General features: G+C 69.0%; 23 protein-coding genes and 1 tRNA gene. 15 read left to right on the top strand and 9 right to left on the bottom strand.

Translation table 11 applies throughout. The annotated features are described in order from the left end of the window. Positions 1-52: 52 nt before the first annotated feature. A complete protein-coding gene (locus tag ACFFJD_RS06110) occupies positions 53-1366 on the top strand; it encodes a citrate synthase (protein WP_382362202.1) in 1314 nt (437 codons plus the stop codon). 2 nt (positions 1367-1368) lie between these two features. Next, positions 1369-1728: an FKBP-type peptidyl-prolyl cis-trans isomerase gene (locus ACFFJD_RS06105; protein WP_382362200.1), complete on the top strand. Its 360-nt coding sequence runs from the start codon at positions 1369-1371 to the stop codon at positions 1726-1728. 83 nt (positions 1729-1811) lie between these two features. On the opposite strand, the gene ACFFJD_RS06100 is transcribed toward ACFFJD_RS06105, so the two are convergent. The 4 genes from ACFFJD_RS06100 to ACFFJD_RS06085 form a co-directional block, all read right to left on the bottom strand. Continuing rightward, positions 1812-2996 (bottom strand): ABC transporter permease, encoded by a 1185-nt coding sequence (locus ACFFJD_RS06100; protein WP_382362198.1) that lies wholly within the window; start codon positions 2994-2996, stop codon positions 1812-1814. A gap of 5 nt (positions 2997-3001) precedes the next feature. Beyond that, positions 3002-3892, bottom strand: coding sequence for an ABC transporter ATP-binding protein (locus ACFFJD_RS06095; protein WP_382362196.1), 891 nt, complete (start codon positions 3890-3892; stop codon positions 3002-3004). Between the two features lie 67 nt (positions 3893-3959). Next, positions 3960-4517, bottom strand: coding sequence for a hypothetical protein (locus ACFFJD_RS06090; protein WP_382362194.1), 558 nt, complete (start codon positions 4515-4517; stop codon positions 3960-3962). After that, the gene (locus tag ACFFJD_RS06085; protein WP_382362192.1) at positions 4510-4782 is read right to left on the bottom strand and encodes a helix-turn-helix transcriptional regulator; all 273 of its coding nucleotides are present in this window, start codon (positions 4780-4782) and stop codon (positions 4510-4512) included. Before ACFFJD_RS06085 ends, ACFFJD_RS06090 begins: the two co-directional genes overlap by 8 nt. Positions 4783-4867: 85 nt before the next feature. Between ACFFJD_RS06085 and ACFFJD_RS06080 the strand changes: the two genes are divergently transcribed. After that, positions 4868-5599, top strand: coding sequence for an enoyl-CoA hydratase (locus tag ACFFJD_RS06080; protein ID WP_382362190.1), 732 nt, complete (start codon positions 4868-4870; stop codon positions 5597-5599). Further along, positions 5596-5841 (top strand): hypothetical protein, encoded by a 246-nt coding sequence (locus ACFFJD_RS06075; protein WP_382362189.1) that lies wholly within the window; start codon positions 5596-5598, stop codon positions 5839-5841. The genes ACFFJD_RS06080 and ACFFJD_RS06075 overlap by 4 nt, the downstream gene beginning before the upstream one ends. Here the strand turns inward: ACFFJD_RS06075 and ACFFJD_RS06070 are convergent, their stop codons facing one another. After that, complete coding sequence (locus ACFFJD_RS06070; RefSeq protein ID WP_382362187.1) at positions 5842-7155, bottom strand: D-arabinono-1,4-lactone oxidase; 1314 nt, start codon at positions 7153-7155, stop codon at positions 5842-5844. Beyond that, a complete protein-coding gene (locus ACFFJD_RS06065) occupies positions 7152-8402 on the bottom strand; it encodes an alanine racemase (protein WP_382362185.1) in 1251 nt (416 codons plus the stop codon). Before ACFFJD_RS06065 ends, ACFFJD_RS06070 begins: the two co-directional genes overlap by 4 nt. Before the next feature lie 72 nt (positions 8403-8474). Here ACFFJD_RS06065 and ACFFJD_RS06060 point away from each other — a divergent pair, with 72 nt between their 5' ends. Genes ACFFJD_RS06060 through ACFFJD_RS06050 form a run of 3 tightly spaced genes read left to right on the top strand, consistent with a single transcriptional unit; the run spans position 8475 to position 12439 of the window. Further along, complete coding sequence (locus ACFFJD_RS06060; protein ID WP_382362183.1) at positions 8475-9695, top strand: MBL fold metallo-hydrolase; 1221 nt, start codon at positions 8475-8477, stop codon at positions 9693-9695. Continuing rightward, complete coding sequence (locus tag ACFFJD_RS06055) at positions 9692-12205, top strand: HAD-IC family P-type ATPase (RefSeq protein WP_382362181.1); 2514 nt, start codon at positions 9692-9694, stop codon at positions 12203-12205. The genes ACFFJD_RS06060 and ACFFJD_RS06055 overlap by 4 nt, the downstream gene beginning before the upstream one ends. A 27-nt stretch (positions 12206-12232) precedes the next feature. After that, on the top strand, positions 12233-12439 hold the full coding sequence (locus ACFFJD_RS06050; protein WP_382362179.1) for an antitoxin: 207 nt from the start codon (positions 12233-12235) through the stop codon (positions 12437-12439). On the opposite strand, the gene ACFFJD_RS06045 is transcribed toward ACFFJD_RS06050, so the two are convergent. Next, positions 12436-13038, bottom strand: coding sequence for a DNA-3-methyladenine glycosylase (locus ACFFJD_RS06045; protein ID WP_382362177.1), 603 nt, complete (start codon positions 13036-13038; stop codon positions 12436-12438). The two genes, ACFFJD_RS06050 and ACFFJD_RS06045, sit on opposite strands and share 4 nt — an antisense overlap. Here ACFFJD_RS06045 and ACFFJD_RS06040 point away from each other — a divergent pair. The 4 genes from ACFFJD_RS06040 to ACFFJD_RS06025 all read left to right on the top strand — a co-directional run bounded on the left by ACFFJD_RS06040 (position 13016) and on the right by ACFFJD_RS06025 (position 15246). Then, a complete protein-coding gene (locus ACFFJD_RS06040; RefSeq protein WP_382362175.1) occupies positions 13016-13453 on the top strand; it encodes a type II toxin-antitoxin system Rv0910 family toxin in 438 nt (145 codons plus the stop codon). The genes ACFFJD_RS06045 and ACFFJD_RS06040 overlap by 23 nt on opposite strands. Before the next feature lie 186 nt (positions 13454-13639). Beyond that, positions 13640-13715: transfer RNA gene (locus ACFFJD_RS06035), tRNA-Arg, on the top strand. A gap of 92 nt (positions 13716-13807) precedes the next feature. Then, entirely contained in the window at positions 13808-14386 is a 579-nt protein-coding gene (locus tag ACFFJD_RS06030; protein ID WP_382362173.1) for a sunset domain-containing protein, read from the top strand. Positions 14387-14424: 38 nt separating this feature from the next. Then, entirely contained in the window at positions 14425-15246 is an 822-nt protein-coding gene (locus tag ACFFJD_RS06025; RefSeq protein ID WP_382362171.1) for an SDR family oxidoreductase, read from the top strand. A 21-nt stretch (positions 15247-15267) separates the two neighbouring features. On the opposite strand, the gene ACFFJD_RS06020 is transcribed toward ACFFJD_RS06025, so the two are convergent. Next, a complete protein-coding gene (locus ACFFJD_RS06020; protein ID WP_382362169.1) occupies positions 15268-16020 on the bottom strand; it encodes a 3'(2'),5'-bisphosphate nucleotidase CysQ in 753 nt (250 codons plus the stop codon). A gap of 47 nt (positions 16021-16067) precedes the next feature. Here ACFFJD_RS06020 and ACFFJD_RS06015 point away from each other — a divergent pair, with 47 nt between their 5' ends. Next, positions 16068-16955 carry a DNA-formamidopyrimidine glycosylase family protein gene (locus ACFFJD_RS06015; protein ID WP_382362167.1) on the top strand — a complete coding sequence of 296 codons (888 nt, stop codon included), beginning with the start codon at positions 16068-16070 and terminating at the stop codon, positions 16953-16955. Positions 16956-16967: 12 nt separating this feature from the next. On the opposite strand, the gene ACFFJD_RS06010 is transcribed toward ACFFJD_RS06015, so the two are convergent. Next, on the bottom strand, positions 16968-18266 hold the full coding sequence (locus tag ACFFJD_RS06010; RefSeq protein WP_382362165.1) for a glycoside hydrolase family 183 protein: 1299 nt from the start codon (positions 18264-18266) through the stop codon (positions 16968-16970). Positions 18267-18415: 149 nt separating this feature from the next. Here ACFFJD_RS06010 and ACFFJD_RS06005 point away from each other — a divergent pair, with 149 nt between their 5' ends. The 3 genes from ACFFJD_RS06005 to ACFFJD_RS05995 all read left to right on the top strand — a co-directional run bounded on the left by ACFFJD_RS06005 (position 18416) and on the right by ACFFJD_RS05995 (position 21884). Continuing rightward, on the top strand, positions 18416-19156 hold the full coding sequence (locus ACFFJD_RS06005; RefSeq protein WP_382362163.1) for an SDR family oxidoreductase: 741 nt from the start codon (positions 18416-18418) through the stop codon (positions 19154-19156). Positions 19157-19216: 60 nt separating this feature from the next. Next, positions 19217-20902, top strand: a complete 1686-nt coding sequence (gene pgi / locus ACFFJD_RS06000) for a glucose-6-phosphate isomerase (RefSeq protein WP_382362161.1) — start codon at positions 19217-19219, stop codon at positions 20900-20902. Positions 20903-21200: 298 nt separating this feature from the next. Then, the gene (locus ACFFJD_RS05995) at positions 21201-21884 is read left to right on the top strand and encodes an MspA family porin (protein ID WP_382362159.1); all 684 of its coding nucleotides are present in this window, start codon (positions 21201-21203) and stop codon (positions 21882-21884) included. The last annotated feature ends 467 nt before the right edge of the window (positions 21885-22351 follow it).

The following is a 22351-nucleotide window of genomic DNA, read 5'->3' as shown; positions in this document are numbered from 1 at the left end:
ACTAGCTTGTAACCCAAGACAACTGGTCAGACCGCGAGTTAAAGGGGTATGTGTGTCCGCGGATAAAGCAACGACCGACGATCAGGTGACCGGGACCTTCACGTACCCCGGCGGTTCGATCGATCTGCCGATCCTGCAGGCGAGCGAGGGCAGCGACTCGGTCGCACTCGGTCCGTTCCTGGCCAAGACCGGTCTGACGACGTTCGACGGTGGTTTCGTCAACACTGCCGCCTGCAAGTCGGACATCACCTACATCGATGGGGATGCCGGGATCCTGCGCTACCGCGGCATCCCGATCGATCAGCTCGCGGGCAAGTCGACGTTCATCGAGGTCAGCTACCTGCTGATCTACGGTGAGCTGCCGACGCCGACCGAGCTGGAGACCTTCACGAACAAGATCCGCCGGCACACCCTCCTGCACGAGGACCTGAAGCGCTTCTTCGACGGCTTCCCGCGCAACGCACACCCGATGCCGGTCGTGTCCAGCGCCGCGAACGCGCTGTCGGCGTACTACCCGGACTCGCTCGACCCCAAGGATCCCGAGCAGGTGGAGCTGTCCACCATCCGCATGCTGGCCAAGCTGCCCACCATCGCGGCCTATGCCTACAAGAAGTCGGTCGGACAGCCGTTCCTCTACCCGGACAACTCGCTGAGCCTGGTGGAGAACTTCCTGCGTCTGACCTTCGGTTTCCCGGCCGAGCCTTACGAGGTGAACCCGGAGATCGCCAAGGCCCTGGACATGCTGTTCATCCTGCACGCCGATCACGAGCAGAACTGCTCCACTTCGACGGTGCGGCTGGTCGGTTCGTCGCAGGCCAACCTGTTCACCTCGGTGTCGGCCGGTATCAACGCACTGTGGGGCCCGCTGCACGGTGGCGCCAACCAGGCAGTGCTGGAGATGCTCGAGGGCATTCAGGAGTCCGGCGGCGACACCGCGGCCTTCATGAAGAAGGTCAAGAACAAGGAAGACGGCGTGAAGCTCATGGGCTTCGGGCACCGCGTCTACAAGAACTACGATCCGCGCGCGGCCATCGTCAAGCAGACCGCGGACCAGATCCTCACCTCGCTGGGCGTGCAGGATCCGCTGCTCGACATCGCCAAGGGCCTCGAAGAGGTCGCGCTGAGCGACGACTACTTCGTGGAGCGTCGCCTGTACCCGAACGTCGACTTCTACACCGGCGTGATCTACCGCGCGATGGGCTTCCCGACCCGCATGTTCACCGTGCTGTTCGCCCTCGGTCGTCTCCCGGGCTGGATTGCGCACTGGCGGGAGATGCACGCCGACCCGGCCACCAAGATCGGCCGCCCGCGTCAGCTGTACACCGGCTACACCGAGCGGGACTACGTCCCGATGGAGGATCGCTGACCATGACGTCCAAGCCCGAAGTCGAGTTCCCCGAGGGCCCGGCCCCGACAGAGCTGGAGATCACCGATCTCATCGTCGGTGACGGCGCCGAAGCCGTTGCCGGCGGGATCGTCGACGTTCACTACGTCGGCGTCGAGTACGACACCGGCGAAGAGTTCGACTCGTCGTGGGATCGCGGTCAGAGCGCGAACTTCCCGCTGGAAGCGTTGATCCGCGGTTGGCAGATCGGCATCCCGGGCATGAAGGTCGGCGGTCGCCGTCGCCTCGTGGTCCCGCCGGAGCTGGCCTACGGTCCGGCCGGCGGCGGGCATCGCCTGTCCGGCAAGACCCTGATCTTCGTGATCGACCTGATCGGCGCCTGACGCGTCACTTATCGACATAAACGCCTGCGGCGCACCGGATCTCCGGTGCGCCGCAGGCGTTTGTGCGTGGTGCCGAGCCCGCCTCAGCGGCCGGCGAGCATGCCGGCGACCTCCGACCAACTGGTTCGACTGCCGGTGCGCAGCACCGAGCGGCTGTAGATCCGCGAGGACACCCAGACGACGAGGGCGCAGGCGGCGATCATCAGCACGAAGCTCAGGGCCATGGTGGCGGCGGAGACGTCGCCCACCGCCAGGCGCATCGGCATCAGGATCGCGCTGAACGGCGGGATCCAGCTGAGCACCTGCATCCAGGTGCTGTCCATCGCCTGGATGCCGAAGATCCCCGAATACAGCACAAGGATCGACAGCATGGTCAGCGGGCTGGCCGCGCCGTTGAGCTCCTCCTGCCTGCTGACCATGGCGCCGGTGGCCGCGTAGAGGGCCGCGAAGAACAGGAAGCCCAGCAGGAACCAGGCCACGACGGCGACGAACATCGAGACGGCGGTGCCGGCGATGGTGAGCAGGCCGGTGGCGGTTCCGGCGATCAGGGCGGTGGCGCCGAGCAGGACCACCTGGCCCAGGGAGATCACGCCGATACCGAGGATCTTGCCCCACAGCAGGTGCAGCGGCCGGACCGCCGACAGCAGGATCTCGACGATCCGGGACGTCTTCTCCTCGACCACGCCGACCGCCACCATCAGGCCGCCGGTCATGATGGCCATCATCAGCAGGATCGACCCCACCAGGGCGATGGTCACGCGCTGCTCCACGTCCGATTCCACCTGCTCCAGGTAGCTCGTGGTGATCGCGGGGCCGCTCAGTTCGCCGAGGTCGACGCCGCGGGCGGCCAGGGACGAGGTGAGCTGGTACTGCGCGAGGCCGCTGCGCAGGATGCCGTCGAGGGTGGCGTCCAGTTCCTTCTTCGAGACCACGGTGTAGTTGCGGGCATCGTCGACCACCACGGCGGCGGCGAGCCCGCCGTCGCGGACCTGCTGGTCGGCGGCCGCGGCGTCGGGGAGGGCCTTCACAGTGACGGTGGTGCCCGCGGCCTCGCCGGTCTGCTCGAGCGAGGTCGACAGCGCGGCGTCGCCGCCGACCATGCCGACCGTTTCGGTGCTCTCGCGGCCGGCGAACATCGACCACACGATGGTGCCGGCCACGATCACCACCATCATGATCGCGGTGCTGATGAGGAAGGACTTCTCGCGGACGCGGGTGGAGATCTCGCGTCCGGCGATGAGGGTGATGTTGGTCAGGAGGGGATTCATGGTCTTCACACCAGCTCTCGGAAGAGTTCGGTCAGTGACGGCGGGTCGGTGGCGAACCGGTGCACCGGTCCGTGGGCGAGGGCGGCGGCCAGGATCGTCTGATCGTCGACGTCGTCGTGCACCCGCAGGCGGGTGGCGTCCGGGGAGTAGTCCGCGGCGAGGACGCCCGGCAGGCCGTCGGCCCACCGCGACGCCGGGTCCGGCCCCACCACCTCCAGGACCTGGCCGTCGCGGGTGCGGAGCTCGTCGACGGTGCCCTGCGCGGTCATCGTGCCCGCGGAGATGATCCCGACCCGGTCGCACAGACGCTCCACCAGCTCCAGCTGGTGGGACGAGAAGAGGATCGGAACACCTTGCGCCGCTTTGTCTTTCAGGACATCACTCATCACGTCGACGGCGACCGGGTCGAGCCCGGAGAAGGGCTCGTCGAGCACCAGCACCTCGGGGTCGTGCACCAGCGCGGCCGCCAGCTGGACGCGCTGCTGGTTGCCGAGAGACAGGTCGGCCACGTCGTCGTCGAAGCGGGCGCCGACGCCGAGGCGCTCGGTCCAGGTGCGCGCCGAGGCCTCCGCCTGCGCCGCACTCATGCCGTGCAGGCGGGCAAGGTAGGTGAGCTGGTGGCCGACCTTCATCTTCGGGTACAGCCCGCGCTCTTCGGGCATGTAGCCGATACTGCGACGGCGTTCGAAGTCGATCGGCTCGGCGCCGAGGCGCACTTCGCCGGAGTCCGCGGCGAGGACGCCGAGGATGATGCGCATGGTGGTGGACTTGCCGGCGCCGTTGCTGCCGACGAAGCCGAAGATCTCGCCGGGTGCGACGGAGAAGGTGACGTCGTCGAGGGCGCGGAGCGGTCCGTAGTTCTTCCGTAGTCGATTCACGTGCAGGGAGTCGGTCATGATTCGCCTCAAAAAAGGGGGGAGGGTGGATGTCGATGCGAGGGGGGCGTCGTGGTTCGTTGTCGACTCACTCCTGCTCGTCGTCGGGAAGCCACCAGGTCAGGAGGATGTCCGGCAGGCAGGCCAGGGAGAGGAGGGCGGCGATGAACAACCAACCGACGGCCGTCACGGTCTCCCCGGCGACGTACTCGCTGTGGCCGAGGAAGTTGGTGACCAGGAAGATCGCGATGCCGGTCGGGATCAGCAGGACGTAGGTCAGCGAGCGCGCGGCGTTGCGCTGGGCCAGCTGGATCTCGTCGAGCGCCTGGGCGGGGGCGTCGGCGACGGAGTCGTTGGTGATCCGAATCAGGGTCAGCGGGATCAGGCTGCCCAACGTCGCGACGACGAAGACCAGCGTGGCCGTCGCCAAGTGCCAGAAGGCGGCGATCGACGAGGCGACGGCCACGCCCAGGATGATCATCAGGAGCGCCACGAGGGCGCGACGCATGCGCCGGGTGCGCAGCGCGGGCCACCGGTGGCTGTAGCGGGCCGTGCGGCGCTCGAAGGTGGCGGCACGTCGGTCGTTGTAGCGCACCAGCCACCGGGGCATGCTGCCGGCGGGGATGGTCAGGTTCGGGTCAGGCATCGGTGGGGCCTCCGTACAGCTCGGTGGACATCGCGGTGAAGGGGGTGCGGGAGAAGACGGCCTCGATCGGCAGGCCGAAGACCTCGCAGATCCGCATGGCCAGATCCAGGCTGGGGTAGTTGTCGCCGCGCTCGAGCGCGCCGACGGACTGCACATTGATCGAGACGAGTTCGGCCAACTGGGCGCGCGACAGATTCCGCTCGGCCCGCAAGACTGCCAGGCGGTTGTAGATCGGACGTCGCTGTGCCCGCTGTGCTGTACTCATAGGATGAAGTGTTGGGTAAACCCAACAGAATGTCAATTAGGCACACTCTGGGTCGGGGGCGAAAGGCCCGGGTACGCTTTTCGGCATGATCGAGAGCAGTGCTGTGGGGGCCGTCACCACCATCGAGTTGGTGCGGCCGGAGAAGCGAAACGCCCTGAACCGCGAGATGGTGCAGGCGCTGTCCGTGGCGTTCACCGAGGCGGTGGAGGCGGAGGCCCGCGCCATCGTGTTGACCGGCCGTGGCGAGGTCTTCAGTGCCGGCGCCGACCTGTCCGGACCGGTCTACGAGCACGGTTTCATCGAGCAGCTCGTGGCTTTGGTCGAGCAGATCGAGACCACTCCCGTGCCGGTGATCGCCGCGCTCAACGGCGCCGCCCTCGGTGCCGGGCTGCAGTTGGCGATGGCCGCGGATCTGCGCGTGATGGATCCGGCGGCGCTGGCGGGCATCCCCGCGGCCAAGATCGGCGTCGGCTTGGACGAGTGGACTATCCGCCGGCTGGCCTCCCTGGTCGGCGGCGGCCAGGCCCGCGGCATGCTGATCGGCTGCGATCCGCTGTCGGCCGACCGCGCGCACACCCTGGGCTTCGCCAACCGCATCGGCGATCTGGCCGAGGCCCAGCACTGGGCGGCCACTATCGCCGGCTATGCGCCGCTGACGCTGCGGCACTACAAGCTGGTGCTGACCGGCGACGGTGCCCGGGACGTGCCGCCGGCCGAGCGCGAGCAGGCGATGCGCGCGGCGTGGCTCAGCGACGATCTCCAGGAGGCCCGCGCGGCCCGGAACGAGAAGCGCGCGCCGAAGTTCACCGGACGATGACCGACCAGCCGCAGCCGCCGATCCCCGAGTCGCGCCGCCTGGTGTCCTACGGGCTCATCGCGCTGCTCGGGGTCTGGTTCACCGTCCGCGGATACGACGGCGTGCGCGCCGACGACGCGTCGTGGTTGGACTGGCTGTCGCTGATCCTCGGCGCGTCGGCCGTCGTCGTCTGCCTCTCCGAGATGGCCCGGCCCTACCTGCTCCGGGCGCTCGGCAAGTCCGACGACGACGGTCGGAGCTGATCAGGTGCCGAGGACGCGATCCAGGTACGGGTTGCTGAACGTGCGGTCCGGGTCGTAACGATCCCGGACGGCGAGGAACTCGTCGAAGCGCGGGTACACCGTGCGGAAGTAGTCGGCGTCGCGGGTGTGCATCTTGCCCCAGTGCGGGCGCCCCTCGTACGAGGTGAAGATCTCCTCCGCGTCCCGGAAGTAGCGTTCGGCGGCCGCCGGATCGTCGCGGTGGTAGCGGTGCACGGCGATGTAGCCCGACTCCCGGCCGCTGGCGGTGGACATCATCAGGTCGTCGGCGGCGGCCGCGCGGACCTCGATCGGGAAGCTGACCTGGTGGCCCCGCCGCTCGATCATCGAGCGCAGGTCGCGCAGCACGTCCGGGACGGCCTCGAACGGAACCGCGTACTCCATCTCCCGGAAGCGCACCGTGCGCGAGGAGATGAAGACCTTGTCCGAGCGGTCGGTGAAGGTGCGCGCCGACAGCACGCGGCCGGCGATCTGGTTGATCTTCGGCGCTAGCGCCGGGACCGCGGAGCTGAGCGCGCAGGTGGCGCGGAACAGGCCGTTGGAGATCAGTTCGTCGTCCACATAGCGCCGAGCCGTGCTCGGTCCGCTGGCCGGAGTGTGCGCCGGCACGCGGGTGTTGGTCTTGGTGAGCGTGCAGTCGGTGTGCGGGAACCAGTAGAACTCGTAGTGGTCGTGCGCACGGCAGTTGTCGACGAAGCCGTCGATCGTCGCCTCGGCCTTGCCGGGGGCCTCGTCGGCGCGCATCGAGAAGGCGTCCACGCACTGCAGCGTGATCTGGGTGAGCACGCCGAGTGCGCCCAGGCCCAGGGCCGCGGCGGGCAGGTCGGGGTGGTCCTCGTCGAGCACGTGCACGGTGCCGCGGCCGTCGATCAGCTCGGCGCCCACGATCTGGGTGCTGATGCCGCCGAAGCCCAGACCGGTGCCGTGCGTGCCGGTGGAGGTGGCGCCGGACACCGTCTGCCGATCGACGTCGCCGAGGTTGGCCATCGCCAGCCCGTGCGGTTCCAGCAGGCCCGGGATCTGGTGCAGGTGCGTGCCGGCGGCGAGGGTGACGCGGCTGCGGGCGGCGTCGACGCCGAGCAGCCCGCCGATGCCTTCCATGGAGAGCTGGATCGACGGTGCGACGGCGATCTCGGAGAAGCTGTGGCCGGCGCCCACCGGCTTGACCTTCTCACCGCGCTCGGCGGCCGCGTGGATGGCTGCCGCCAGCTCCGGGGTGGATCGCGGTGCGATCAACCGGCTGGGCCGGCACGACGCGGTGCGGCCCCAGTTCTGCCAGGTGGCTTGTGTCGTCATAGGAAACACTGTCCTTCGCCTCGATAGGTGGGGACCACGTCGACCACATCGGCACGGCCGGCTTCGTCGCGGGCGATCAGCGCCACTCGCACGGCGCGCTCGCTCACTTCCCCAGACTTAGTGTGACGGAACCATACTCGACTTCCGACACGGAGGTGTCTCACTTGTTCGCCGCGGAGTGGTGTCTGCACCTCGCCGGCGGCCTCGGTGTCGACGTATTCGAGCCCGGCCGGCCAGACCGGCTTCGGTAGGCGGTCCGGTCCGGGCGGCCCGGAGGCGATCCAGCCGCCGCCCGCGCAGGTGGCGTACTCCGGGCTCGGGCGGCGCACCACGTCGAGGCCGAAGGCCAGCGCGGGCGCGGGCTGGAAGTGCCGGTAGGTGTCGAAGAGGTGCCCGCCCAGCAGACCGCTGCCGACCGCGATGTCGGTGACCGCGGAGTCCTTGGCGGTCTCCTCCAGCGAACCGGTCCCGCCCGCGTTGACGAACTCGAGATCGGCGTATTCGCGGACCGCGGCGATGGCGCGTCCGCGGCGATGGCGCAGCTCGGTCATCGACAGCGCCTGCATGGCTCGCACCGCGGTGTTCATCAGCGCCTGCCCGGGCACACCGTTGCCGACGCCGGCGACCTGCGCCTCGTACGACATCACGCCGACGAGGGTGAAGCCCGCGCGCGAGGCGATGGTCTGCGCCAGGCGGCGTATCTGAGTCAGATCGTGGATGGGGGAGCGGCGCACGCCGAGGTGGACGCGGCCGCCGAGCAGCCGCAGCGACGCGTCCAGGTCGATCGCCACCCGCACGGCGGAGCGCTGATCCGGTGCCGCGACGGCATCGATGACGTCGAGCTGGGCGGGATCGTCGATGAGCAGGGTGACGCGGGCGAGCGCGACGTCGTCGGCCAGCAGCTCGCCGATCGCCTCGCGGCGGACGCTCGGATAACCGAGCAGCACGTCGGTGACGGCGGAGGCGGTCGCCAGCCAGCGCGCTTCGGCGACGTCGTAGGCCAGCACACCGGCGAAGCCGGGGCGGGAGAGCACGTCGTCGATCACCGAGCGGATGCGCAGCGACTTGCTGGCCACCCGGATCGGCACGCCGGCGGACCGTCGGCGCAGGTCGGCGATGTTGTGTTCCAGGGCCCCCAGATCGAGCGCGAGGGCCGGCGAATCGAGACCGGCGCGCGCGATCGCGTCGTCGATGCCGCCCCAGTACTCGCCGGGGTCGGTGACATAGGGCGCGGGCCGGGAAGTCATGGCGGGACTCCTGTGATCGTCGGGGTGGCGCTTGCCCGCCGGGACGGCGATTGGCGATTAGGCTAGTCAAGCGTGACATCGATCCGAAGTCTTCTGACCGACGGGGTGGCCGAATCCGTGGGGGCGAGCGTGGTCCGCACCCGCCGGGCGGCCGCCCGTCTTGGCGCGACCGGCGCGCAACTGAGCGAGACCGCCTTCACCGGCGCCGTGGACCTGCTCGCCGAGCGCGGCTTCGCTCCGGCACGGGCCTTGGGGGCCACCCACGCGGAGATCGCCGCGGCCACGGCGGGTTCGTCGTTCGCCGTCGACGGCGTGTTCGGCAATCGCGAACCCAGCACGCCGAGCCGTCCCACCATGGCGATGTCGATCGACATGGCCCGCAATCCCGGGGTGCCGAGCGCTCCGATCCCAGTGCTGACGCCCCGCTTCGATTCCCCGCCGGCCGATCTGGCCGCCACCTGGCTCGGCCACGCGAGTGTGCTGCTCGAGATCGACGGCGTGCGGGTGCTGACCGATCCGGTGTTCAGCCGACGCTGTTCGCCGACGCAGGCGATCGGCCCGCAGCGGATGCACGCCGCACCGGCGAGCGTCGGCGGACTCGGTCCGGTCGACGTGGTGCTGATCTCGCACGACCACTACGACCACCTCGACGTCGCGACGATCGACGCGCTGGCCACGGTCCATCCCCACGCGCAGTTCGTGACGCCGATCGGCGTCGACGCGCACCTGCGGTCGTGGGGCGTGGCCGCCGACCGTATTCACACCGCCGACTGGTATCAGCGCGTCACCCTCGAGGTGCGCGGGACCGCGATGACCTTCCATGCCACGCCCGCCCGGCACTTCTCCGGCCGCGGACTGGTGCGCAACCTCACCCAGTGGGTCAGCTGGGTCGTCGTCGGACCCGAGCACCGGGCGTTCTTCTCCGGCGACACCGGCTTCACCGAACGCTACGCCGAGACCGGGGAGCTGCTGGGGCCGTTCGACCTGACGATCATGGCCGTCGGCGCGTACGACCCGCTGTGGCCGGACGTACACATCACCCCGGAGGAAGCGGTGGTGCTGCACCGGTTGCTCAACCGTGAAGCCACCGCCGAATCGCTGCTGTTGCCCATACACTGGGGCACGTTCATGCTGGCCCCGCATGCGTGGGCCGATCCGGTGCAGCGGCTGCTGACCGCCGCCGGGGGAGCGGGTGTCCCGGTGACGGTGCCGCGTCCCGGATCCACCGCCGATGTGACCTCGCGGACCGGCACCGCCTTCGACGACCCGACCTGGTGGGAGCGCTGCGCATGAGCACACCGACACGATCACGACCGACCGGGCTGACCGCCGCGGAGGTCGCCGAACGGATCGCGGCCGGCCAAGTGAACGCGCAGTCGGCCAAGTCCGGTCGCAGCGTCGCCGACATCGTGCGCGCCAACGTGTTCACCCCGATCAACGCGATCCTCGGCGTGCTGTTCGCGATCGTCGCCTACACCGGGTCGTTCATCAACGGCCTGTTCGGGCTGCTGATCATCGCCAACTCGGGCATCGGCATCATTCAGGAGGTGCGCGCCAAGCGCACCCTGGACCGGCTGTCCATCGTCGGACAGGCGCAGCCGACGGTGCGGCGCGACGGTGTGAGTGCGTCCATCCCGCCCGATCAGGTGGTGCTCGGCGATCTCATCGAGTTGGGGCCCGGCGACCAGATCGTGGTCGACGGCGAGACCGTCGAGTCCGAATCGCTCGACGTGGACGAGTCGCTGCTGACCGGTGAGGCCGACGCGGTCGACAAGGCCGTCGGCGATCCGATCATGTCCGGCAGCTTCGTGGTGGCCGGCTCCGGCTCCTACCGGGCCACCAAGGTGGGGGCCGACGCCTACGCAGCCCAGCTGGCGGCCGAGGCCTCCAAGTTCACGCTGGTCTCCTCGGAGCTGCGCAGCGGCATCAACAAGATCCTCGCGGTGATCACCGTGATCCTGATTCCGGCCGGTGCGCTCACCATCTACAACCAGCTGTGGATCAGCCGCCAGGACCTCAACGACGCGCTGCTGGGCATGGTCGCCGCCCTCGTGCCCATGGTGCCCGAGGGTCTGGTGCTGATGACGTCGATCGCCTTCGCCGTCGGGGTGGTGCGGCTCGGGCAACGGCAATGCCTGGTCAACGAGCTGCCTGCCATCGAGGGTCTGGCGCGCGTGGACGTGGTGTGCACCGACAAGACCGGCACGCTCACCGAGAACGGCATGCGCCTGTCCGAGGTGCGGGTGGTCGACGACGCCTACGCCGCCGACGAGGTGACCGCGGCGCTGGCGGCCATCGCCGCGGCCGACAAGCACCCCAATGCCAGCATCGAGGCGATCGCCGAGGCCTACCCGACGGCGCCGGACTGGACGACCTCGGCGGTGCTGCCGTTCGCGTCGGCCAACAAGTTCAGCGGGGTCTCGTTCGTCGGCACCGACGGCGTCGGGCACGGCAACTGGCTGATCGGGGCGCCGGACGTGCTGCTCGACCCGGCGTCGGCGACCGCCCGGCTGGCCTCCGAACTCGGGTCGACCGGTCTGCGCATCCTCCTGGTGGGCGCCACCGATGTGCCCGTCGACGCGGCGCCGGCCGCGGGTGCCGCCGTGCCCTGCACGTTCACGCCGGTCGGGCTGATCGTGCTGGAGCAGCGGGTGCGGCCGGACGCCGGCGACACCCTGCGCTACTTCGAGTCGCAGGGGGTGGAGGTGAAGGTGATCTCCGGCGACAACGCGCGTTCGGTGGGCGCCGTCGCCGAATCCCTCGGCCTGGGCACCTCCGACACCGCGATCGACGCGCGCAACCTGGCCGACGGCGGGGACGAGCTCGCCGATCAGGTGGTCGACGGCGTGACCTTCGGGCGGGTGCGTCCGGACCAGAAGCGGGCCATGGTCGGCGCGCTGCAGTCTCGCGGGCACACCGTCGCAATGACCGGTGACGGCGTCAACGACGTGCTCGCACTCAAGGACGCCGACATCGGGGTGGCGATGGGTGCCGGGTCGTCGGCCGCCCGCTCCGTGGCCCAGATCGTGTTGCTGGACAACAAGTTCGCCACCCTGCCGTACGTGGTGGGCGAGGGCCGACGGGTGATCGGCAACATCGAGCGGGTCTCCAACCTGTTCCTCACCAAGACCATCTACGCGGTGTTCCTGGCGCTGTCGATCGGTGTCGCGGGCCTCATCGCGCACTGGCTGGGCAATCAGCCGATCAGCTATCCGTTCCAGCCGATCCACGTCACCATCTCCGCCTGGTTCACCATCGGTGTCCCGGCCTTCGTGCTGTCCTTGGCGCCGAACAACGAACGCGCCAAGACCGGTTTCGTGCGACGCGTGCTCACGCAGGCGATTCCCAACGGCCTCATCATCGGCTGCCTAACCTTCCTGTGTTACCTGTGGGTGAGTCCGGAGACGTCGACGGTCTCGGTGATCGGTGCCGAGGCGGCGTTCTCCGAGGGGCAGACGCAGGCGGCCACGGCGACCCTGGCGGCGATGATCGCGATGGCCTGGTGGGTCCTGGTAGTGGTGGCGCGCCCGATGAACTGGTGGAAGGTGATTCTGGTCGCGACCGCGATCGTGGCCTACGTGATCATCTTCCTCTGGCCGTTCACGCAGGACCTGTTCAAGCTGGATTCGTCCAACGGCACCATGATGTGGCGGGCGGGCATCTGCGCGCTGATCGGCATGGTGGCGATCGAGGTCTCGTCGCGAATTCTCAAGGCGCGCTTGGATCGTCGGGCCGCGGCCGAGGCGGCGGCGCTGCTGGAGCATTCCGCCGCGCATCCGGCCGGACATCCCGGCGCGCACTGACGGCGCGACGCGCCTAGGATTGGGGCCATGAACCTCAAGGGATTGGTCGATCAGGCCAAGAGCGCTTTGCAGAAGAACCCGGACCTCATCGAAAAGGGCGGCGACATGGTCGACAAGGCCACCGGCGGCAAGTACGCCGGCCAGGTCGACAAGGCTCAGGAAGCCGCGCGCAAGGCCGTCGGCGCCGAGCAGAAGCCGGCCCCGGCACCGGAGAACAAGCCCGAAGGCAACTAGCCGTCCGCCTCGGCCAGGCGGTGCCGCCGATAGGCGGACACCGTCGGGTCGTCGGCGATCCAATAGCGCCACGGTCGGTCGGCGGCCAGTCGTACCCCGACCCGAGGCCCCGAGCGGATCCGCGCCGCCGGGATCGGGACCGTCGGTCGCCGCACCACGATGCCCGGCGGCACTCGCACGTCGGTGCCGCGGTCGTCCATGGTGATGCCCAGGGCCCGGGCGAGGTTCCCGGGACCGCGGCCGAGCCGGGCGTCGAGCACGTCGCCACGCCGAGCGCGGGCGGCGGGCAGCCCGGCGACGATCTCGCCGGCGCGCAGCAGTGCCGCCGCACCCCGGCCCTCCTCGCTGGTGACGATGTTGGCGCAGTGATGTCCGTGGATGCGGTACACGTAGAGCCGGTCGGCCGGGCCGTACATCAGCTCCGAGCGCGGTGTGCGGGTGAAGGCGTGCGAAGCCGGGTCGTCGGGGCCGTTGTATGCCTCGGTCTCGGTGATGCGCGCGATCACGCCGTCGTGCCCGAGGATCTGTGCGCCCAACAGTGCCCGAGCGGCCGCGCAGACATTAGGCTCATCAACCATGGCGAAGACCAGTGACTCCATTTCCGTCGATCTCAGCCCGGACGATACCTTCGCGGCCGCGTCGGATCTGTCCCGCTTCGACGATTGGCTGCTGCTGCACGACGGCTGGCGGCGCGACGTGCCCGGCCCCGGGGAGCTCGCGGTGGGCGCCAAGGCCACCTCGGTGGTCAAGGCCAAGGGCACCCGCGTGCGCTTCGACTGGACCATCGACACCTTCGACCCGCCGCGCCGAGTTCGCTTCTCCGGAAACGGAAAGGGCGGCGTCAAGGCCAAGATCGACCTGACGGTCGAGCCCGACGGCACCGGCTCCAAGGTGACCTTCCTGATCGACCTCGGCGGCCTCCCGCTGATGGGCCCGGTCGGCAAGGCCGCCGCCAAGGCCGTCCACGGCGACATCCACCGCTCCCTGGAGCGCTTCCGCCAGATCTTCGCCTAGCCCCGGCCCCTGACCGGGAGGGTGGACCGGGCAGGGTCGGGCCAGCGGCACTCGTCGTGCCCCCAAACTCCTGACGTAGACTCACCTAGCGCAGGCCGACGACCCCATCGAGCGCGGCCCGCACCGGACTGAGCCCGGTCGCATGGACGGAAGCCCGAGCCTCCGCCCCGTGGTCCGCCAGTTCCCGCTCTCGTAGCTCAGGGGATAGAGCACCGCTCTCCTAAAGCGGGTGTCGCAGGTTCGAATCCTGCCGGGAGCACCACATCGGCGGTCGGCCGCGCCGTGCGAAATCCGCAGCGTGAGAGTGAAAGCCGATAGCATCCGGCGCAAAGCCACTGACGAAGCGGAGACACGATGACGACCACGATACTGGCGGCACCGGCCCTGTTGCTCGCCGAAGAAAGCGGCGGATCGGGCGTCTCGGCGTGGTGGTGGCTGCTGCTCCTGCTGCTGATCCCGATCATCGGCGGCGCGTGGCTGCTGGCCAAGGGCGGTAAGAACCCGGACCGCATGGTGCACGCGCCGCGGCCCGACTCGCACGACCCCAACCTCCCGATGGTCGACCTCTCCGGTCCGCCCGCGCCCGCGGGGAAGGCCGGATTCGTGGTCCCGGCGATGGAACGGCCGGTACCCGCCGTGCCGCCGATGCCCGAGCCCAAGCGAACCGCGACCGGCGACGGCGTCGGCTCCTACCTCGACGCCGACGGCAATCGTGTCCCGGTGCCCATCGGCGGACATCTGCCGCTGACCGCCGACAGTGAGCAGGCGCCCGACGGCTACCCGATCAAGGGCGACGTCGACACCGGTCGCTACCACCTGGCCGGCGACCCGGAGTTCGATCAGGTGATCGCGCAGGTCTGGTTCGCCAGTGAGGGCGCGGCCCGCTCCGCCGGGTTCCGACGCGCGGACACACCCGATGCCGAGACTCCCTGAGTCGCAAGAACTCTCCGATCGCGCAGTACGGTGAGGGAATGACGCACGCCGCTTCGCCTCAGACCGTCCTCGTCACCGGCGCCTCCAGTGGAATCGGCGCCGAGGTGGCCCGCCAGTTCGTCGCCGCCGGCCTGCGGGTCTTCGGCACCAGTCGCCACCCCGACGCGGTCACCGATCCGATCCCGGGTGTCACCTACGTCCGGCTCGACAACGCGGACCTGTCCTCCGCGCAGGCCTGCGCCGACGAGGTCGGCCCCGTCGACATCCTGATCAACAACGCCGGGGAAAGTCATGCGGGCGCCTTCGAGGACACGCCGATGGACGAGATCGAACGGATCTTCGCCGTGAACGTCTTCGGGCCGGTGGCGCTGACCAAGGCCGTACTGCCGGGCATGCGCGAGCGCCGGCGCGGGACCGTGGTGATGGTCGGGTCCATGCTGTCGAGCTTCCCGATCGCCTTCCGCTCCACCTATGCGGCCACCAAGTCGGCCGTCAAGGCCTACGCCCTGGCGCTGCGCCGCGAGGTCGCGCCGTACGGGGTGCGGGTGATCTCGGTGGAGCCCGGCACCATCGCCACCGGCATCGGCCAGCGTCGCACCATCCACATCGGCGAGAACTCGCCCTACCGCGACGAGTTCGAGATCGTCGCCGCCACCACCGCCGCGAACGAGGAGAAGGGCATCAGCGGTCGGGCGATGGCCGAACAGATCGTCAGCGCGGCGCTGGCCGACAAGCCCAAGCCGTTCTACGCGCGCGGCAACCGTGCCCCGGTGGTGTTTCTGCTGCGCCGCCTGGCGCCGCGTCAACTGGTGCTGGACCTCAGCTCCCGCGTCCACGGGCTGCCCAGATCTCGTGGCTGAACCAGCAGGCTCGCCCCTGCGCTAGCTGAAGTAGCGCAGGGCCTCCAGCACCTCGTCGGCGATCTCCTTGCGGCAGATCACGAAGTCGGGCAGGTACGGCTGGGGGTTGTTGTAGACGATCGTGCTGCCGTCCAGACGTGAGCAGTGCAGTCCGGCCGCGGTGGCCACCCCCACGGGGGCGCAGTTGTCCCATTCGAACTGACCGCCGGAATGGATGTAGGCGTCGACGTCGCCGCGCACCACGGCCATCGCCTTCGCACCGGCCGAACCGATGTGCACCGCCTGCAGCCGGAGGCGCTCGGCGACGGCGGCGCTGGGGTAGGAGTGTCCGAAGCGGGAGACCGCGATCCGCCCGGTGAGCTCGCCGCCCACTTGCGCCACCTCGTCGGACCGGAACAGCTGCCCCTGCGCGGGGAGGGAGACCGCGCTGACGTCGGGAATCCCGTTGCGCGTCAACGCCACATGGACCGCCCAGTGGGTGGTGCCGCGGGAGAACTCGGACGTGCCGTCGAGCGGATCGATGATCCACACGCGGTCGGCGGCCAGTCGTGCCAGGTCGTCCTCGGCCTCCTCGGAGAGCACCGCGTCCCCCGGCCGCTGCCGCTGCAGCACCCGGGAGATCCAGGCCTCGGCGAGCGCATCGCCGAGATCGCCGAGTTGGCGTCGGTCCAGGAGCGCGCCGTGCCCCACCCCGAGCAGCAGTTGACCGGCACCCTCGGCGATCATCGCCGCGAGTTCGGCGTCGGAGTGGCGGTAGCCGCCGGGAAGCGTCATTCCTCTACCCAAGCACATGGGCTCGGCGCGGCGCGCACACTGGAGGCATGCCCGAGCTTCCCGAAGTGGCCGCCCTCGCCGACTTCCTGGACGGCCGCATGGCGGCGCTGCCGATCCGCCGGATCGACGTCGCCTCGCTGTCGGTCCTCAAGACCGCCGAACCGCCGTACACGGCGCTGGCCGGGCGAACGGTGAGCGGTGTCGAACGGATTGCCAAGTACCTGGTGATCCGCACCGTGCCCGGGGCCCCGGCCGACACGGAGCCGCAGCTCGACCTGGTGATCCACCTGTCCCGCGCCGGTTGGATCCGGTGGAGCCAGTCGCTGGCGCCCACACCGCCGCGTCCCGGCGGGAAGGGGCCGATCGCGCTGCGGGTGCACTGCGGACTGCCGGGGGAGGGCTTCGACGTCACCGAGGCCGGAACCCAGAAACGACTGGCGGCCTGGGTGGTGCGCGACCCGAGCGAGGTGGAGCGCATCGCCTCCCTCGGCCCGGACGCGCTGAGCCTGGATCGCGCGGGCTTGGCCGCGGTGCTCGCCGGCAGCGGCGGGCGGCTCAAGACGCTGCTCACCGACCAGCGCACCCTCGCCGGGATCGGCAACGCCTACTCCGACGAGATCCTGCACGCGGCACGACTGTCGCCGTTCGCCATCGCCAAGACCCTGGACGACGAGGCCGTCGACCGACTGTATGGGGCGCTCGGCGCCACGCTGCGCGAGGCGACCGAACGACTCGCCGGTCTGGGGGTGGGCAAGCTCAAGGCCGAGAAGCACACGGGACTGAAAGTGCATGCGCGCGAAGGGCTTCCGTGTCCGGTGTGCGGGGACAAGGTGCGCGAGGTCTCGTATGCGGACCGGAGCTTCCAGTACTGTCCCACCTGCCAGACCGGGGGCAAGATCCTCGCCGACCGGCGGATGTCGCGGCTGCTCAAATAGGCCGGCCGCGGCTCACCAGCCCTTCTGCAGCTTGGACTCGACGAGCATCACGTTGTAGTCGCTCCAGCGGGATCCGTTGAAGTACAGGCGATTGTCGGTGGTGCTGGTCAGTGCGGGGGACTGCGGCAGCATCATCGGCCCGTACAGCACGACGGCCCCGGCGGGCACCAGCGTCCGCGGCGAACTCCACGGCCCTTCCGGCTTGGTCGCGGTGCGGAGCCGGATGGCGTTGTCGCCGTCGATCAGAAGGTACTTGCCGAGGTACTCGCTCCAGGAGATCGACAGTTCGGTCACGGGCGCCTTGATGATGGCCGAGTCGTCGGTCAGCAGCCCCAGGTCGCTGGTCCATCGCGTGCCCAGCCAGTACTCGTAGGCGGACAGGTCGAGGATGTCGGCCGGTCGGAATCGCGCCAGGTAGGCGCGACCGAAGCGGCCGTTGGGGGTGCCCACCTGGTAGACGTACGGATCGTCGCCGTGACCCTTGACGTAGCCGCTCTGCTGAAAGCGGCTGTTGTTGACGTTCAACGTCGGCGCCGCGGCCGGCAACTCCACGGTGACCGGCGCGTTGATCATCGCGGTCGACGGTTGCGGCGTCCACGTCTGGCCGTTGTCCTCGGAGACGGCGATGGCCGAGTAGTTGGTGTCCCAGACACCCGCCGTGCCCCATGTGCGGACCGACATGAAGTTGACGAACTGCTTGTCGCCCAAGCTGATTCCGGCGGTGGGGATGGTGGTCTTCTCCACGAAGTCCTGTTTGATCGCGCGGATCATCTCCACCGCGAAGTTCGGTGCGGCGGCCGTCACCACCGCGCCGGAGGTGGTGTCGCCGGGGCGGCCCGGTGCGATGGTCAGGCCGTCGGCCAGCTCGGTGTCGTCGGTGCGGGTGAGCAGATTGTTGCGCCACTGCTGCCCGGCGACGTTGCAGTAACCGAACGAGTCGCCGAAGGCCATCAGCGTCTGGCCGTGCCCGTTGTCCCAGGCGACGCCGAGATCGGTGCCGGAGACGGTGAACCGTTCGAGCGTCTTGTTGGGGCTCCTCGGTCCGGTCACCCAGGACACGATCCGCGACGTCGAGTTCTTCCAGGTGGGCAGCGGCCCCTGCGGACCGGCGCCGGGGCCGTTCGGCGGGGTCTGCCCGCCGAGCGAGCCGAGGCCGTCTAGGGAGCCGCTCGATCCGCTGGCGGCATTGCCGCACGGTGCGGCCGCGGCGGGACCGACGCCGACCAGGCTCACCGCGCAGGTTGCCGCGACCGTGAACATCGTCGCCAGGGGCACGCGCAGTCCGCGTCGCAAGGAGGTCGCTGACCGCATGAAGTCTCCCAAAAGTGTGACCAGAGTTACTAAAGTGACGTTAGGGATCAATCTGGCAGATTCGGGTGACCGATGGGGCGCCGCCTCGTCACGATCGCGCATCGATCGCCGCGACCGCGGTGGTGGCCGCGACGAGTAGATTCCTGGAGGTGACTCGCGACAAGATCATCATCACCGGTGCCAGCTCCGGACTCGGCGAGGGCATGGCCCGGGAGTTCGCGGCCCGCGGTCGTTCCCTCGGCCTGGCCGCCCGCCGCATCGACAAGCTCGACGCGCTCGCCGCGCAGCTCGCCGACGACGCCGGGCGGGTGGTGGTGCGCGCCCTCGACGTGACCGACACCGACGACGTGCCGCGGGCCTTCGCGGAGTTGGCCGAGGGGCTGGGCGGCGTCGATCGGGTGATCGTCAACGCGGGCCTGGGCAAGGGGGCGCCGATCGGTACCGGCAACGCCGCGGCGAACCTGGAGACGGTGCAGACCAACCTGGTGGGCGCGCTGGCGCAGGCCGAAGCCGCGATGGCGATCTTCCGGGCGCAGAACCACGGGCACCTGGTGCTGATCAGCTCGATCAGCGCCGTGCGCGGCCTGCCCAAGGCGCAGGCGGCCTACAGCGCCTCCAAGGCCGGGGTCTCGGCGCTCGGCCAGGGCCTGCAGGCCGAGCTGGCCGGCAGTCCGATCAAGGTGAGCGTGATCCTGCCGGGCTACATCGAGACCGACATCAACCGGGGCGTGAAGACCAAGCTGATGACCGAGACCGACGCGGGCGTCCGGGCGATGGTGGCCGCGATCGAATCGGAGCGACGTCGCTCCGAGGTGCCGGCCTGGCCCTGGAAGCCGATCGCCGCGGCCCTGCGCCATCTCCCAGATGCCGTGTCGGCCAAGCTGATCTGAGTATCGGGGCTTCCCGTCGGGTCGCGGCGGCATTCGAAAGCCAAGCACTAGTGTTGGGGTATGGACCGCGACACCGTACGCCGTGTGAGTAACGACGATCTCGACATCACCGCCACCGCGGCATGGCGCGACCTCGTCGACCACCAGCGGGAGCTGTCCGGGCGCCAGATGCGCGATCTGTTCGCCGCCGAGCCCGAACGCGGCCGCGACATGGTGGTCGACGCCGCGGACCTGCACATCGACTACTCCAAGAACCTGGCCGACGCGCACACCCTGGCGCTGCTCGCGACCCTGGCGCGTGAGGCGCGCGTGGAGGAGCTGCGCGATGCGATGCTCGCCGGCGCGCACATCAACACCTCGGAAGACCGTGCCGCCCTGCATACGGCGTTGCGGCTGCCCGCGCAGGCCCAGTTGCAGGTCGACGGCCAGGACGTGGTGGCCGACGTGCACCGCGTGCTCGCGGCCCTGGGTGACTTCTCCGACGCGGTGCGCGACGGCGCCTGGACCGGGTACACCGGCAAGGCCATCACCGACGTGGTGAACATCGGTATCGGCGGCTCCGACCTCGGTCCGGCGATGGGATATCAGGCGCTCCGGTACTACCGGCACCCGCGGATCCGGGGGCACTTCGTCTCCAACGTCGACCCGGGCGATGTGATCGCGACCCTCGCCGGGCTGGACCCGGAGACCACGCTGTTCATCGTCGCCTCCAAGACGTTCACCACGCAGGAGACGCTGATCAACGCGCGCGTGGCCCGCAAGTGGCTGCTCGAGCAGGCCGACGGCGACGAGGCGGTGATCGCCCGGCACTTCGTCGCGGTCAGCACCAACGCCGCGGAAGTGGCCGCCTTCGGTATCGACACCGACAACATGTTCGGCTTCTGGGACTGGGTGGGCGGTCGCTACTCGCTGGATTCGGCCATCGGCCTGAGCCTGATGATCGCCATCGGGCGCGACCACTTCGCCGACCTCCTCGACGGTTTCCGCCGGATGGACGAGCACTTCGCCACCGCACCGATCGAGGAGAACGCGCCGATCCTGCTCGGTCTGCTCGGCCTCTGGTACTCCAACTTCTGGGACGCCCAGTCGCATGCGGTGCTGCCGTACGCCAACGACCTGGCGCGGTTCCCGGCCTACCTGCAGCAGTTGGTGATGGAGTCCAACGGCAAGTCGGTCAGTCGCGGGGGCCGCACGCTCAACGCCGCGACGGCCACCGTGGTGTGGGGCGAACCCGGCACCAATGGACAGCACGCGTTCTACCAGCTGCTGCACCAGGGGTCCTGGCTGATCCCGGCCGACTTCATCGGCTTCGCCGAACCGCTCACCGACCTCACCACGCCCGACGGCGGGTCCATGCACGACCTGCTGATGAGCAACTTCTTCGCGCAGACCGAGGTCTTGGCCTTCGGGAAGCGCGAGCGGGCGCTGAAGGCCGAGGGCGTCGCCCCGGAGCTGGTGCCGCACAAGATCATGCCCGGCAGCCGCCCCACCACGTCGATCCTGGCGCCGCGCCTGACGCCGTCGGTCCTCGGGCAGCTCATCGCGCTCTACGAGCACAAGACGTTCGTGCAGGCGATGGTGTGGGGGATCAACCCGTTCGATCAGTGGGGCGTGGAACTGGGCAAGGCGGTGGCCAACGCACGACTGGCCGTCGTCACCGATCCGGAGTCGCCGGCGCCGCTGCCGGACAGTTCCACCGACGCGCTCATCCGCTGGTACCGCGCCGCGCGCGGCCGCACCCCGTAGCCGTTCGGCTAAGGCGTGTCTCGACATCCCCGCGGTTCTTGGTGACCTTGCGCAGCTGGTAGTTCGGCCGACTCCCGACCGCCGCAGACAACGACGACCAGCACCCCTAGCCGAGGGGCAAAAGCCGCGACATCGACCATAGTTTTATCCGGTCCGGAAAACGCTGTCACATCCCTGACCAGGCACGTAACCGCAAAAAGTCTGCTGCACATTTGCAACTGCGGTTGGCGTGCTGCTGGGCTTGACTTCCAAGGGGCCAACCGGCCCCGAATGGACTCAAACCACACAGGGGGACACCATGGTCAAACGCCTGATCAGCGTCCTGCTGCTGACCATCGCCGCAGCAGTAGCCTTAGCCACCGGCCTGGCCGCCGGACCAGCCGACGCACGCACCTACAAAACCCGCGAAGGCGTCGACATCACCCTCGCCGCCTCCAAACTCAAGGCAAAGAAGATGCCCGCCCTCGACGGCTCACCCCTGTCCGGCGAGGCGTTCCTGTCCTCGGACGTACACGCCGCACTCACCGGCATCGACGGCAAGACCGTCCGCGCCACCGTCGAAGTCGGCTACCAGATCGGCTATCCCGTCTCGGTCGCCCCATCCGGCGTGAAAGTCACCGCGCATACCCCTGAGCTGAAGCTCACCGGTGGCATCAACGCCAAAATCGCCCCCGCGGTCACCATCTCCGGGTCCGGAGGCGGCGGCAAGATCGGCGAACTCGGAGCCGAACTCGGTGCCGAAGCGACCGTCATCCCGGCCGCGGACCTCGAGTTCGAGGTCGGTGCAGGCAAGATCACCACCGTCAACCTCGCCGAGATCGCCCTAACCCAGCCGGTCGCCGACATCGTCCTGTCCGGGGTGGAACTCAACATCACCAACGCCCTCGGACCCATTAGTGTTCGCCCCTTCGCCAAAATCAGCGTCACCACCGACACCGGCGTCTACGTCTACTACGACCACGGCCCCACCAGCCGCATCTGAACCGGGGAAGGCATCACGATGACAAGGACAATGCAGAATCGACCACGGCGAACAGCATTCGCCAGCACAGTTCGAGGAGCCAGCAATCATCGGCAACACCTCAGTCCGCTGTTAAGCCACTGAAGAATAACGTTTCCGACGGTAATAACGACACCAACGACAGCGCATGCGTGAGTATCTGGGGCACCGAACAACGAATCGGTTCAAACTGTCACCACTATCGCGACGAAGTGCGTCAGATAAGCGCCGATTTCGACACCGATTACTCAACACCCTTCGCTGCCTGTGGATACAATCCGGACACCGACCATCCCTGCACCCTGTCTACATCGCGATCAGTCGCAGTGACAGTCGGGTTTACAGGCTCTTCGATCTTGAACGGGCAGTCCCTGGTCAGGGCGGTCGCGTGTCGTTGACGTGAAAGGCCCCTGACCTTCGTGATTCTGGATGTTGCGAAGCATTCAAGA

The sequence above is a fragment of the Gordonia phosphorivorans genome (assembly GCF_042432625.1).
Taxonomy (GTDB): domain Bacteria; phylum Actinomycetota; class Actinomycetes; order Mycobacteriales; family Mycobacteriaceae; genus Gordonia; species Gordonia phosphorivorans.
This window is presented reverse-complemented; position numbering and strand designations above follow the sequence as displayed.